13 protein-coding genes are annotated in these 12840 nt (G+C 54.6%); 6 read left to right on the top strand and 7 right to left on the bottom strand.

What is annotated here, in order from left to right:
• Positions 1-179 precede the first annotated feature (179 nt).
• Complete coding sequence (locus QZ280_RS08305) at positions 180-836, bottom strand: 50S ribosomal protein L25/general stress protein Ctc (protein WP_293442515.1); 657 nt, start codon at positions 834-836, stop codon at positions 180-182.
• 159 nt (positions 837-995) lie between these two features.
• Here QZ280_RS08305 and QZ280_RS08300 point away from each other — a divergent pair, with 159 nt between their 5' ends.
• The 6 genes from QZ280_RS08300 (at position 996) to QZ280_RS08275 (ending at position 6827) form a co-directional block, all read left to right on the top strand.
• Positions 996-2123: an MFS transporter gene (locus tag QZ280_RS08300; RefSeq protein ID WP_293442513.1), complete on the top strand. Its 1128-nt coding sequence runs from the start codon at positions 996-998 to the stop codon at positions 2121-2123.
• A gap of 582 nt (positions 2124-2705) precedes the next feature.
• Positions 2706-2909: a hypothetical protein gene (locus tag QZ280_RS08295; RefSeq protein ID WP_293442511.1), complete on the top strand. Its 204-nt coding sequence runs from the start codon at positions 2706-2708 to the stop codon at positions 2907-2909.
• Positions 2896-3738 carry a PA14 domain-containing protein gene (locus QZ280_RS08290; RefSeq protein WP_293442509.1) on the top strand — a complete coding sequence of 281 codons (843 nt, stop codon included), beginning with the start codon at positions 2896-2898 and terminating at the stop codon, positions 3736-3738. The genes QZ280_RS08295 and QZ280_RS08290 overlap by 14 nt, the downstream gene beginning before the upstream one ends.
• Before the next feature lie 76 nt (positions 3739-3814).
• Positions 3815-4738, top strand: a complete 924-nt coding sequence (locus QZ280_RS08285; protein ID WP_293442507.1) for a dihydrodipicolinate synthase family protein — start codon at positions 3815-3817, stop codon at positions 4736-4738.
• The gene (gene hydA, locus QZ280_RS08280; RefSeq protein WP_293442504.1) at positions 4735-6195 is read left to right on the top strand and encodes a dihydropyrimidinase; all 1461 of its coding nucleotides are present in this window, start codon (positions 4735-4737) and stop codon (positions 6193-6195) included. The genes QZ280_RS08285 and hydA overlap by 4 nt, the downstream gene beginning before the upstream one ends.
• Complete coding sequence (locus tag QZ280_RS08275; protein ID WP_293442501.1) at positions 6192-6827, top strand: aspartate/glutamate racemase family protein; 636 nt, start codon at positions 6192-6194, stop codon at positions 6825-6827. Before hydA ends, QZ280_RS08275 begins: the two co-directional genes overlap by 4 nt.
• Positions 6828-6900: 73 nt before the next feature.
• On the opposite strand, the gene QZ280_RS08270 is transcribed toward QZ280_RS08275, so the two are convergent.
• The 6 genes from QZ280_RS08270 to QZ280_RS08245 are packed head-to-tail and all read right to left on the bottom strand — an operon-like array spanning position 6901 to position 12422.
• Positions 6901-7839, bottom strand: a complete 939-nt coding sequence (locus QZ280_RS08270) for an AEC family transporter (protein ID WP_293442498.1) — start codon at positions 7837-7839, stop codon at positions 6901-6903.
• A 6-nt stretch (positions 7840-7845) separates the two neighbouring features.
• Positions 7846-8643: an MBL fold metallo-hydrolase gene (locus QZ280_RS08265; protein WP_293442495.1), complete on the bottom strand. Its 798-nt coding sequence runs from the start codon at positions 8641-8643 to the stop codon at positions 7846-7848.
• A complete protein-coding gene (locus tag QZ280_RS08260) occupies positions 8643-9449 on the bottom strand; it encodes a TatD family hydrolase (protein WP_293442493.1) in 807 nt (268 codons plus the stop codon). Before QZ280_RS08260 ends, QZ280_RS08265 begins: the two co-directional genes overlap by 1 nt.
• Positions 9450-9470: 21 nt before the next feature.
• Positions 9471-10613: a DNA polymerase III subunit delta' gene (locus QZ280_RS08255; protein WP_293442490.1), complete on the bottom strand. Its 1143-nt coding sequence runs from the start codon at positions 10611-10613 to the stop codon at positions 9471-9473.
• Positions 10610-11239: a dTMP kinase gene (gene tmk, locus QZ280_RS08250; RefSeq protein WP_293442487.1), complete on the bottom strand. Its 630-nt coding sequence runs from the start codon at positions 11237-11239 to the stop codon at positions 10610-10612. Before tmk ends, QZ280_RS08255 begins: the two co-directional genes overlap by 4 nt.
• Before the next feature lie 4 nt (positions 11240-11243).
• Positions 11244-12422, bottom strand: a complete 1179-nt coding sequence (locus QZ280_RS08245; RefSeq protein WP_293442484.1) for a D-alanyl-D-alanine carboxypeptidase family protein — start codon at positions 12420-12422, stop codon at positions 11244-11246.
• Positions 12423-12840: the final 418 nt, after the last annotated feature.

The following is a 12840-nucleotide window of genomic DNA, read 5'->3' as shown; positions in this document are numbered from 1 at the left end:
AACTTTTGAAATGAATATTTATGGGTTTTCTTGCACCGAAGGAACCGGTTGAAAAAGCGTTGGCGTGATTTGAAGTCAAAGCCACGACAGTTCAAGACTTGGGGTCGGAGTCATCAACATCTGACAAAAAAACGGGGCCTGAAGGGACCCCGTTTAAGGCTATTAGAACGAAAGAGCGATTATTCGTCGTCGCCGCCTTGCTCTGTTGTTGGGACGTCTGCTGCATCCACTTCTTCGCCATTGTCTTCGTTGTCGGAAGATTTCAGGCCAGATGGCGCGGAGAGGTTCGCAACAACGAAGTCACGATCAATCGTAGGCTTGGCACCCGCTGGAAGCGTGATGTCAGAGATGTTGATGGTGTCGCCAACGTCCAAACCAGTCATATCAACTGTCAACTTCTCAGGGATATCACCCGCGGTAACAATCAACTCGACCTCTGGACGAACTGTTGTCAGAACGCCACCGCGCTTGATGCCCGGTGCTGCTTCTTCGTTGATGAACTCAACAGGAATAAACAGGTTGATCTTCGTCGTACGCTTGAGGCGCATGAAGTCGATATGTGTCGGCAAGTCTTTCACAACGTGACGCTGTACATCGCGGCAGATGACGCGAACGTCGTCGTGGCCTTCGACCTTCATGTTCAAAAGCGTGGACTTAAAGCGACCTGCTTTAAGAGCTTTGAGTAAAACATTGAAAGGAACGTTGATAGGAAGAGGATCTGCGTCGCCACCAAAAATGATGCCAGGCACCATGCCTGCACGACGTGCTTGACGAGCGGCGCCCTTGCCTGTCCCCGTACGGACCTCAGCGTGGAAGTCAGGAACTTCTCCAGCCATAATATATTCTCCAAGTGTTAGAGCGAAGTGCCTCCAAGGCTGTCACCCCGCGTGAAGACGCGCGTATAGACGGGAATCGTACTTAGGGGAAGCCTATTTTTCCTTGCAAATATTCAAGGCCCGCTTCACTGGAATCCTATGAGCTTTTTGAACACATTTATGTCTGATCTTCGCGCGTCCCGCGCGCCTGCTGCGGGGTTTATTGTCGTGGGTTTGTATTGGGGCAGCTTTGCGGGTTTGGTGCCTGATCTTAAAGCTGCGATTGGGGCAAGCGACGGCACATTTGGGTCGACGATGTTCTTTGCGGCATTGGGTGCTTTGGCCGCCATGTGGCTAGCGCCGCGGGTTGATGCAAAGCTTGGAGCGCGCGCTTTGCAGGGCTGTGCAATTGCAGTCGGATGCGCGTTTTTACTGCCTGGACTAGCAAAGGGTCCGATTGCATTTACAGTCGCTATGTTGCTCGCGTCGGCAGGGTCAGGATCCCTCGATGTGATCATGAACACACGTGTGAGCGCGCTAGAGGCGACCTCAAAACGCTCTTTGATGAACCTAAACCATGCCCTATTTTCGTTCGCCTATGCGGGTGCCGCCATGAGCGCTGGTTTCTTTCGCGAGGCAGGTTTCGCGCCGCTTACGGTCTTTGCCTGTATATCAATGCTGAACATTCTGTTGCTTAAGGTCATGTATCAAGATGCGGCTGTGCTGGAAAACGACGTTACAGTTGGGTCTTCGCATTTGAGCAGGCCGTTGATTTGGCTCGGTGGATTGATCATTTTGATCGCGTTCATGTCGGAGCAAGCGACGGAAGCGTGGTCTGCTTTGCATCTGGAGCGTGGCCTTGGTGGGAGTGCGGCGCAGGGTGCGCTTGGGCCTGCGATCTTGGGTTTAACGATGGGTGTTGGGCGGTTATCTGGGCAGTTTATCTCGACGCATGTACGCGAGACCTATGTGTTGCAGGTTGCGGGGGTGATTGCTGCGCTCGGCTTAATGATCGCGGCCAGTGCACTGTCCTTAAGTGTAGCATATGTCGGTTTTGCGATCCTTGGTTTGGGTGTCTCGGTGATGGCACCAATGGCCTATTCGGCAGTGGGCAAGCGGGTGAACAATCAGCAAAGGGCAGTGATAATCACGCGCATTTCTGTCATTGGCTACATTGGATTTTTTATCGGTCCACCCTTGATGGGCGGCTTGTCAAAATCCTTTGGCTTGTCGATTTCATTTTACACAATCGGGGTAATTCTCTTGCTTGTCAGTGTCTTTTTGGCTCCTCAACTCAGGAAACAGTGAGCTTCCGATCCGGTGGGGAGGTGTATGAATACCGCGTTGATGAAATTTTAACTGTATTCGCCTAAGTCTTGGAAAAATATCGCTAAATTGGCAAGTTTTCGCTGATAAGGTCCTTAAAAGAAGTAGCCCTCTTCACACCTGAACAATCGAGGTACCTTTTTCGCCTGCTTGTGTGCTCGCGCTTTGCTATTTGAAAAATCATTCCACTTTCTGTGGGGGGTCACTGAGAATGCCTGTTGAGATTAACCAGTATATCTATGGTAACAGCTCGTTAATTTTGCGGGCGGGTCTGATCAAAGCAATGTGCCGTATTGGATGAACCAATTCTCGCAAGCCGAGGATAATACCTATGCGGCGAATGGCGGCTATGGATTTCTACGTCAATTTGCGGACCGTTAAGAGCCAAGCAATGAATGGGGCTTTGAGGGCGTTACGGGCCTTTGGGATTCCGACTTTGCCGATTTTGACGAGGTCTCCTTTGACTCCGTCATTTTGACCCCTGGCAACTTTACCCAAGGCCTCGCGCCAAACGAACCATACCCGGGCGAATCGCGCTCTCCCCTCGAGGCATCAATTGACGTCTTGCGCGACACGATAGCAGAGCAGCCGAATGTGCAGTTCTACATTTACGAAGGCTGGGCCGATCTGGGCAGTAACTTCTGTTTTCCCGTTTCCGGCAGCCAATTGCAGCAGTTTCACGATTACAATGCGGGCGAGTATTACGATTGGTACGTCGAGTATGTCGAGGGCATCAATGACGCGGTGCCGGGGGTTGATCGATGGTGAGGTCGTCATCGACACGAGTGATACGGACGCTGGAGATCTCAGCAGCCGTTGGTACGAGCTCGAAGAAGGCGAGCATGAAATTTGGGTGCAATACATCGAGATAGATGGCGAACAATCGCTCAGTCTGGACTGGGCGGGGCCGTCCATTGGTGGCGCTGTGGACGCGCTTGCAGGCGACATTCCGTCCGACACCGAAGAGGGTGTAGAACCGCCCGCACACGTTGAGCCTGAAGCTCCGATCGAGTCTGTTGAGCTGGACACACCAGAAATAGAGCCACAAATGGCCCTTGCCGTAACGGCTATTGAAACGAATGCAACTTCTCTGAATGATCGGGATTTTGCGTCCCACGCGGGCGTATCGCAGATCACCAATGGTATAACGCTTGCTTCTGACGAAGACGCGTTGCTTGACGGTGGTCCAAGCGAAGGCGCTGTTCAGTTCACCGCGCAGATCTCCGTAGAGACATCTGGTCTTTATGAGATCGGACTGGCCTCTGACGAGCAATCGCAGGTTAACATCAAAGGGCTTCCTGTTGTAAACACCGATGCTGATGATGACGGTGCCATGCAATCCAACTCGATTTTTCTGACGTCAGGTACTCACAACGTCGAGGTTCAGTATTTGGATACGAACGGTCTGCAAGCGCTGAACGTTACGTGGCCGGATCCTGACACCGACGATGAGCCAATGCCAATTGACTATTCTGCTGCGGATGTAGTTGCTACCTTGTTCAGTACCGATGTTGCTGCGCGCTTTGACGAGCAAGCGTTCGAGATCGCGAATAAGGAAGCGGAAGACGCGGAAAAAGAAGAGCTCTTGATCTTCTAAAGCGATGCGCGCTCTTGCACTTCAAGGGTGCGTCGCACATCCTCTCTCTCAGTGATTGCCAACTGGGAGACCTCGCATGATCCATCGCAAAAGCAACGGTGTTTTCATTATTGCTGCGACCCCTTTCGATAAGGATGGCGCGCTTGATCTGACAAGTACGGATCGCATGGTCGATTTTTACCTTGAGATGGGTGTTTCGGGCATGACGATCCTTGGGGTCATGGGGGAAGCACCGAAACTCACCTCAGAGGAATCTTTGACGTTCGCGCGCCACGTTTTGGCGCGTGTGAACGGGCGTGTTCCTGTCGTTGTAGGTATTTCTGGCCCCGGTCTTGATAACATGAAACGTCTCACGAACGAGGTGATGTCGGCCGGTGCCGCAGGTGTCATGGTGGCACCCATGCCCAGCTTGAACACTGAAACGAAGCAAAAGGGGTACTATGCGCAAGTGTGCAAGACGCTGGGCGCTGATGTTCCGATTTGTTTACAGGATTACCCTCAGACGACGGGTGTCACCTTCTCGATTGAAACCCTACTCGATATTTTTGCAGCACATGATCAAATTGTAATGCTTAAGCATGAAGATTGGCCCGGTCTGACCAAACTTTCGTGCATTCGCGAAGCGACGGGCGAGGGGGATCGCAGGTTGTCTATTTTGACGGGCAACTCCGCACTCTTCCTGCCACAAGAAATGCAGCGTGGCGCGGATGGGGCGATGACCGGTTTTGCCTATCCAGAGATGATGGTGCAGGTCGTGACGCGACATTTGGCAGGGGATGTGGACGTGGCGGAAGATCTGTTTGATGCCTATCTTCCGATGGTTCGCTATGAGCAGCAGTTGGGTCTAGGCCTTGCGATCCGTAAAGAGGTGCTGCATCGCCGAGGTGTGCTCGACAGCCCAAAGGTGCGTGCACCGGGGCCTGCACTTACGGATCTTGATAAAGCAGAACTCACGCGCCTTACCATGCGTTTAGAGGTCAAACTCGCGGCGCTTACATGACCTTCGACACTGTCATAAAAAACGGTACATGCGTCACCACGTCCGAACAATTTGTCGCGGACATCGGCATATCGGGTGGCAAAATCGCAGCCTTGGGCGAGGATCTGCAAAGTGCGGATGTAGTCGATGCAAGCGGCCATTTGGTTATGCCTGGCGGTATCGAGGCGCACGCACATATCGCGCAGAATTCTGCGACGGGTGGGATGACGGCGGATGACTACACCTCGGGATCGATCTCTGCCGCATATGGGGGAAACACCTGCATCATTCCTTTCGCAGCCCAGCATCGAGGCATGGGTGTGACAGAAACGCTCGACCTTTATGATAGCCGTGCGGCGGGGGCGTCAGTTCTAGATTACTCCTACCACTTGATCGTCTCTGATCCGACGAAAAAAGTGCTTACAGAAGAGTTGCCAGCCGCCTTCAAACGCGGGATCACTAGCTTCAAATTGTTCATGACCTACGACAAAATGCTGGTAAACGACGCGCAATTCTTGGATGTTTTGAGCGTTGCGAAAGAGCATGGCGCATTGACTATGGTGCATGCGGAAAACGCAGGCATGATCAAATGGATGACGGATCGTCTTTTAGCAAAAGGGTTAAAGGGGCCGAAATACCACGCACTGTCTCATCCCGCCCTCGCCGAGGAAGAGGCGATCCACCGCGCGATTTGCATGGCGAAACTGGTGGATGCACCCTTGCTTATCGTCCACATTAGCACGCCTGAGGGCGCGGCGTTGGTACAAAATGCGCGTCAAGTGGGGGCAAAGATATATGGCGAAACTTGCCCGCAATACCTTTTCCTGACCCGCGAAGATATGGACAAGCCTGATATGCAAGGCGCGGCCTTCATGTGCTCGCCGCCTTTGCGTGACAAACCCACACAGGACGCGCTCTGGGCGCATATTCAAGCAGGCACGTTTGATGTGGTCAGCTCTGATCATTCGCCTTACCGCATGGATGAAAGCGGCAAGCTCGCCAATGGCCCGGACGCGCCGTTCACGGTGATCGCCAATGGCATGCCTGGCATCGGCGCGCGCCTGCCCATGCTGTTTAGCGAAGGGGTTAGAAAAGGGCGGATTACCTTACCCGAATTCGTCGCGCTCAGCTCCACAAACGCGGCGCGGCTTTACGGGTTGTTGCCGCAGAAGGGTACGCTCACGGTCGGTGCTGATGCGGATATTACGATCTGGGATCCTGAGAAACGGGGTACGATTACCGCTGCGAACCAACAGGACAACGCGGGTTATTCTGTGTTTGAGGGATGGGAGGTGACAGGTCTGCCAGTCACCACGTTCTCGAGGGGTCAAAGGGTCATTGATAAAGGCGCTTTGCATGTGAGCGCGTGCCATGGAAAATTCCTGCCGCGCGCCAAGTTCGACGCAGGTGGACGCAGAGGATATCTCGCGCCCGAGTTGGATCCGACGCACAACTATGATGCAGATATCGCCCCATGAGCATCATTGTCATCAACCCGAATTCGAACGAGGCCGTCACGCAAGGCCTGCGCGACGCGCTCGCACCCTTCCAGAGGACCGAGTGTATAACGCTGACGTCTGGGCCCTTCGGGATCGAAAGTCAGGCAGACAGCGACAGCGTCATTCTTCCGATGCTCGAAGTGATCAAATCGCGGCAAGACGCATCGGCCTTCGTGATCGCTTGTTACTCTGATCCCGGTCTGGAAGCCGCCAGAGAGGCTAGTCCTGTTCCCGTGTTCGGCATTCAAGAAACGGGGGTCTCAACAGCCATGTGCCGCGCTGATATGTTCGGTGTGATATCGATTGGCGAAGCGTCTATCCCGCGTCACCGAAGATATATGCGTCGCATGGGTGTGCTTCATCGCCTCGCAGGAGACCGTGCGCTGAACATGAGTGTCGATGAAACCGCACGCGGCTCCGATACACTCGCACGGTTAATAACAGTTGGCAACATTCTTATCTCCGACGGCGCTGAGAGCCTCATTCTTGGTTGCGCAGGTATGGCAAAACACCGCGCCCTTCTAGAAGCTGAACTAGGCGTCCCAGTGATTGATCCGACCCAAGCTGCGGTGGCCATGGCACTCGGAACAGTCTTCGCTTCCCATATCTAATAATATCCCCACCAGAGGCACCAACATGACTGCTTGAGGCATGCCTCGTCACGCATGCGTATCGGCGTATTTCTTAAGGCAAGACCGACAACCAGAACCACGCTGTGAATAAAGTTAATCCAGTCGCAATTAAGACAACTGAGGCCGCGACGCGTTGCGCCCGTTGATACATGCTGGCAAAGATATAGGCGTTTACACCTGGAGCCATCGCAGAAGTCACAACGGCGGACCTCATGCCTGCGTCGGACACACCGATCCACGTGGATAAGGTAAACGTAATCGCGGGATGCAATATCAGGGCAAGAGCGCAGATAAAGAAGATCACGCGCAGATCGCCCTCAGGGCGATAGCGATACAAGATGCCACCAAGCGCGAAAAGCGCGACGGGTAAAGCGGTGCGCACAATCATATCAAGCGTGCTTTGAAAGCTCGCGGGCAGATTGAGGTCCGCTAGATTGAATAAGAACCCCAAGGTAATTGCGATGATCAAAATGTTGCTGAACATCGCTTTCAGAACGGTCGTCGGCAAGCGCGCAAGGCTGGTTCTCGCACCGCTTGCGCGCACCAGTTCCATTACCGTGATGCCGACACCATAGCAAAAAGGTGAATGTAACGCGATGATCGCATAGTTACCTGCCAACGCATCGCCTGTGCCATAAGCCTGCTGCGTTATTGCCAATCCAAGCAACAACGAGTTCGAAAACAATGCGCAAAAGCCGATGGCGACACTGTCCTCCCAAGTGCGTCCGAATACGTGGCGCCCCCCGAACAGGCCAAGGCAAAAACACGTCAGCGCACCGACATAGAAACTGATTAACAATTTTGGATCGAAGCCGGTTGTCAGATCAATTTCTGCAAGGGCTTTGAAAAGCAGGCACGGCACGGCCAAGTTTTGTGCGAACTTCATCAACCCGTCGATGGCGCTGTCATTCAGAAATTTGCACCAAACCAAGGCATAGCCAAGCCCAATGACCAAAAAGACAGGTAGGATAACGTCGATAAGCGCTTGCATCAGGCGCTACACATCATAGCTGATTTGCATGCCATCGAACGCGGGCGTGATATGATCGGGTGTCTCGTTAAGGACGGTTTCATAGTCCAAATCGATGTGCATATTGGTCAACACCGCGCGAGGCACGGCCGACTTGGCGATCCAGTCCAGCGAGTTTTCCAAATGTGAATGGCTGGGATGCGGCGCGCGGCGCAGCGCATCCAAAATCCAGCAATCTGCACCTTCAAGCGCGGACCATGCCTCCTCCGTCATCTCCGAGACGTCCGGCAGATAGGCCAGTGGGCCAACTCGAAACCCGAGGGCGTCAATCGTGCCGTGCTCGATTTCGAATGGGTGTAGTGTGATCGGACCGCCCGCGCCCTCAATCGTGAACGCGTCCTCAATCGTGAACAGATCCAAGATCGGCGGATAGGCTGAGCCTTTGGGCTGCACGAATGCGTAGCCAAACCGTGAGAGCAAATCGTTCTGCGTCGCCCCATCGGCCCATACGGGCAGGCGCGCGCGCATGTTGAATACGATCATGCGCAAATCATCTATGCCATGCACGTGATCCGCATGGCTGTGAGTGTAGGCGACTGCATCGAGTGTGCCGATCCCCGCATCCAGTAATTGAGTGCGCAGATCGGGGGAGGTGTCGATCAAAACGCGCGTCACACCGCCTTCTGCGATGCGTTCAATCAAGAGGGAGCACCGACGCCGTGCGTTCTTGGGGTTCTCAGGGTCGCAATCGCCCCAATTGCCGCCAAGCCGTGGAACCCCGCCAGAGGAGCCGCATCCAAGTATGGTAAAGCGCAATTCAGCCATCAGACAGCGGTCTTGTAGGTGGTGATTTTGCTAAAGAGACGCTCAAAATTCGATTCGGTCTGCGCTGCAAAATCTGCGATATCCATGCCGAACACATCCGCGCCCACATCTGCGGTGTAGGCCGTATAAGCGGGTTCATTGCGTTTGCCACGTCGTGGAACAGGGGCGAGGTAGGGGCTGTCGGTTTCCACCAAGATTTGCTCAATCGGAGCGGCTGCGAAGATGTCGCGCACCTCTTGAGATTTCGGGAATGTCGCGATGCCGGACATAGACAGATAGAAACCCAGATCAACACAGATTTGTGCCAGTTCAGGGCCAGAGCAATAGCAATGCATCACGCAGGAATAGGGCGCATTTCGGTGCTCTGCGCTTAGAATATCGGCCATGTCGTTATCGGCGGCCCGCGTGTGGATTATTAATGGCAGGCCAGTGCGCTGGGCCGCTTCGATATGCACGCGCAAAGACTGCTTTTGGATATCCATGCTATCGGCGGTGTAGTGATAATCGAGACCTGTCTCGCCAATGCCAATCATTTTCGGGTGTGCGGTCAGGTCGATCAGCTGGTCTACAGTCGCAAGCGGCTCTTCTGCCGCACTCATCGGGTGGGTGCCTGCAGCGTAGAAGACTTGGCTGTTCGCCTCTGCCAGCGCACGCACGCTGGGTACATTGCGCAAGCGTGTACAAATCGTGACCATACGGTGAACACCGGCCTCCGCGGCGCGTGCCAGAATATCGGGCAATTCACCCTCAAAATCAGGGAAATCCAGATGACAATGGCTGTCAGTAATCAGGGGCGGTGTGGTCATCATGCGTCCTTGCCGCGCGGCTCAGGTCGCCGCCTGCGAAATATGTCTCAGGGTATCTAGGATGAGCGCGGCAGGGTCAAGGTTCACAGCGCGCCCATGGCGCAGCTTCGCGTCTACATCTTGCGCGGTTTGCGCCCAACGACGTGCGTGATGCGGGCTAGGGGAAAGCCGCGCGATCATGTCGCCCTCGCCCTTGGTCGCTTCGGGGGTCGGGGTGACGCCAAGCGTGCCCGCCCGCGCAAGGCGGGCCAAGATCAGCGCGATCAGATCGACAAGCATATCCAGCTTATCCTCAGCCCCCCTTTGCGCGGCGGCATCGGCAAGACGCAGCGCGCGGGCGCGATCCATGCGCGGCATCGTAGCAAGCAGACTGACGAGTTCTGCGTAAATCGCAGGGCCGGAAAGGTTTGTCATGCGAATAGCTTCGCCAACAGAGCCGGATGTTAGCGCAGTCAGCGCCCCTTGATCGAGATCGGTGTCGGGCAAGGCTTGGCTGAGTGCATTCGCCATATCGTTGTCGCCTAAGGGGGAAAGTCGCAATTCGCGACAACGCGAGCGAATGGTTGGTAAAAGGCGCGAAGGTTGGTGCGAGATCAGCAGAAGTGTTGCGTTTTCGGGCGGCTCTTCAAGGCGCTTGAGCAAGGCGTTGGCGGCTTGCATGTTCATTTCATCCGCGGCGTCAACGATCACGACACGTCGGCCGCCTTCCGCAGAGGAAAAGTTGAAAAAACCATTCAACTTACGCACATCATCGACGCGAATGTCTTTGGCGAATTTGCCCGCCTCAAGGCTCTTTTTCTGATCGCTCTCTGTTGACCCAGCTCCGCCGCGACGCAACACAAAGAGCGAGGGATCAGCACCAGCTGCAATGCGACGTGCAACCGGATGCTCTGGATCCGTCTCAAGCGAGGTAGGTTTTCCAGGCGCTCCAAACATGCCGCTATCATCCATAGATTGGCTCAACAAAAAACGCGTGATGCGGTAAGCGAGGGTGGCTTTGCCCGTGCCGCGCGGCCCGATCATCAGCCAGCCATGATGCAGACGGCCTGTATTGTAGGCCTCTAGAAAACTAGTTTCTGCCGCGTCTTGACCAATCAAACGTTTGGTGTCGCGCGGATGCGGCGCGCCTGGAACGCAGTCGGGTTCAGGCAGCGCGTCGCTCATCCCAGATGCGCCTTGATCACGCTCAAGGTTTCAGCGGCAATCGCATCAATGTCACGCGCGGCATTAATAATGCGAAAGCGCTTGGGCGCTGCAGCGGCCAGTTCTAGAAACCCTGAACGCATTTCTTTTTGCAAACCTGCTCCGAAGTTTTCAAAGCGACTGTCGATGCTATCGCGTTCAATCGCGCGCGCATGCGAGACATCGGGGTCCATATCAAAAAGTAATGTGAGATCAGGTTCGCGCCCTATCATCAGCGTGTGTAGTTGATCCACAAGCGCGCATAGATTGCCGCGAGAAAGGCCCTGATACATGCGTGTGCTATCGGCGAAACGATCACAGATTACGACTTTGCCAGCGGCGAGGGCTGGTAAGATCGTGCGCTCCATATGATCGCGACGCGCGGCTGTGAACAACAGGATTTCCGTTTCAGCGGACCAGCGATCTGGCTCGCCCTGCAACACAAGTGCGCGAATTTCTTCTGCACCTGCAGAACCACCGGGCTCGCGTGTAAGAACAACTTCTAACCCCTCGGCCTCTAGCGCTGCGGCAAGCCGTTTGGCTTGGGTGGATTTGCCAGAGCCATCAATGCCTTCAAAGCTGATGAAACGCCCCGCGGGCACAGTCATGGCGTTAGGATCCTTGATCTGCGGGTGCGGCTGGAGGTTCGTTCAGCTGCGCGATCAACATTTGTGCAACCGTTCCTATACGGGACATGAACCTGCTCGCAGGCACATCATTAGCCGCGACAAGAGGAATGCGCGTCTCAGGCAAGCCGGGCGGTGTGATCACCAACTCTGCGATCTGTTGATCCTTCGCTATTGGTGCTGTGATGGGCCCGTTATAGATCACCTCCGCGACGACTTTTGCGCCTGTGGTCACGGGCATCAAAATGGAGACGTCTTCGATGGGCACGAGCTGTACCTTCTGATCGCGCCCCATCCAGACATCGGCTGTGGCTACGGACGTTCCGGCCTTCGCGACTGGCTTCACTGCGAATTGGCGAAAGGCCCAGTTCACAATCGATTCCGCTTCTTCTGCACGTGCTTGTGCACTTTGAAGTCCTGAGATCACAAAGATCACGCGACGGCCACGCTGTTTTGCGGATCCGGCAAGACCGTAGCCTGCTTCTTGGGTGTGGCCTGTTTTCAGGCCATCCGCGCCGATCCCGAGCGACAAAAGCGGATTGCGGTTGCGGGTGTTTTGCGGTGCGCGGCCATCAAACTTGAACTCGCGTTCCGAAAAGAGGGGATAGAAGCTGGGAAAGTCGGTGATCAAACGGTTCGCGAGCAAAGCAAGATCGCGCATCGACATGCGGTGCCCTGCCTGTGGCCAGCCATTGGAATTGGAGAAGGTAGAGTTGGTCATCCCGAGTTGCTGCGCACGCTGTGTCATGAAGCGCGCAAAACCTGCTTCGGTGCCATCAGGGCTAAGCGCTTCTGCGATCACTGCGCAGGCATCGTTGCCGGAGAGCACGATAATGCCGCGGATCAGATCTTCGACCTTGATGCGATCGGTAGTGTCGAGAAACATAGTGGACCCACCGTAGGCCATCGCATGTTGGGACACGGGAAGTTTGTCATCCAGCGCCAAACGTTCGTCGCGTAAGGCCTCGAACGTGATGTAGAGGGTCATCAGTTTGGACATCGATGCAGGCGGTAGCATTTGATCGGCGTTCTTGTTCAGCAAGACGGTGCCTGTCGTTTGATCAATCACAAACGCAGAGGTCGCGCGGGCCTCAAATGCGCCAGCAGGCAGCGCCATAATCAAAGGCACAACAAGCGCCGCAATCTTCGTGATGAGGTGGCGCATTAGCGTGCCTTCCTTATCGTTAGTGTTTTAGTTGCTGACAGCATAGGCATCCGCAAAGTCCGACGTCTTAATCTTTTTCAAAATTGCGCTCCGCTAGGCGCTTGTTTGCGCAGGACCTACAAGAACACGCCAAAATGGCTTGCCAGGACTATTAGACTTTTTGAATGTAGGCACAATGGCCGATGTTTCGGTCCTAATTTGCGCGTGACGTTTTGTCCTGCTTTGGCGAAATGTAGCCTTGTTTCGTGCACATTAAAAGTCCGACGACAGTGCTTGCGCGGAAATTCGAACAACTTGTGTGCCTTAGTCTGAATTTTCGTGCTCTTAGCCCCTTGTCGATGCGCATTTGCAAGGGTATGCAGTGCTCGTCGGAGGCTTGGCAGAGTGGTCGAATGCACCGGTCTTGAAAACCGACGAG

The organism is Planktotalea sp., assembly GCF_018607995.1.
GTDB lineage: Bacteria > Pseudomonadota > Alphaproteobacteria > Rhodobacterales > Rhodobacteraceae > Planktotalea.
This window is presented reverse-complemented; position numbering and strand designations above follow the sequence as displayed.

Excerpts from the sequence above, each read along its gene's own strand:
- QZ280_RS08245 (WP_293442484.1), bottom strand. The coding sequence starts at position 12,422 with ATGCGCCACCTCATCACGAAGATTGCGGCGCTTGTTGTGCCTTTGATT.
- QZ280_RS08255 (WP_293442490.1), bottom strand. The coding sequence starts at position 10,613 with ATGAGCGACGCGCTGCCTGAACCCGACTGCGTTCCAGGCGCGCCGCAT.
- QZ280_RS08300 (WP_293442513.1), top strand. The coding sequence starts at position 996 with ATGTCTGATCTTCGCGCGTCCCGCGCGCCTGCTGCGGGGTTTATTGTC.
- QZ280_RS08270 (WP_293442498.1), bottom strand. The coding sequence starts at position 7,839 with ATGCAAGCGCTTATCGACGTTATCCTACCTGTCTTTTTGGTCATTGGG.
- QZ280_RS08265 (WP_293442495.1), bottom strand. The coding sequence starts at position 8,643 with ATGGCTGAATTGCGCTTTACCATACTTGGATGCGGCTCCTCTGGCGGG.
- QZ280_RS08285 (WP_293442507.1), top strand. The coding sequence starts at position 3,815 with ATGATCCATCGCAAAAGCAACGGTGTTTTCATTATTGCTGCGACCCCT.
- QZ280_RS08260 (WP_293442493.1), bottom strand. The coding sequence starts at position 9,449 with ATGACCACACCGCCCCTGATTACTGACAGCCATTGTCATCTGGATTTC.
- hydA (WP_293442504.1), top strand. The coding sequence starts at position 4,735 with ATGACCTTCGACACTGTCATAAAAAACGGTACATGCGTCACCACGTCC.
- QZ280_RS08305 (WP_293442515.1), bottom strand. The coding sequence starts at position 836 with ATGGCTGGAGAAGTTCCTGACTTCCACGCTGAGGTCCGTACGGGGACA.
- QZ280_RS08275 (WP_293442501.1), top strand. The coding sequence starts at position 6,192 with ATGAGCATCATTGTCATCAACCCGAATTCGAACGAGGCCGTCACGCAA.
- tmk (WP_293442487.1), bottom strand. The coding sequence starts at position 11,239 with ATGACTGTGCCCGCGGGGCGTTTCATCAGCTTTGAAGGCATTGATGGC.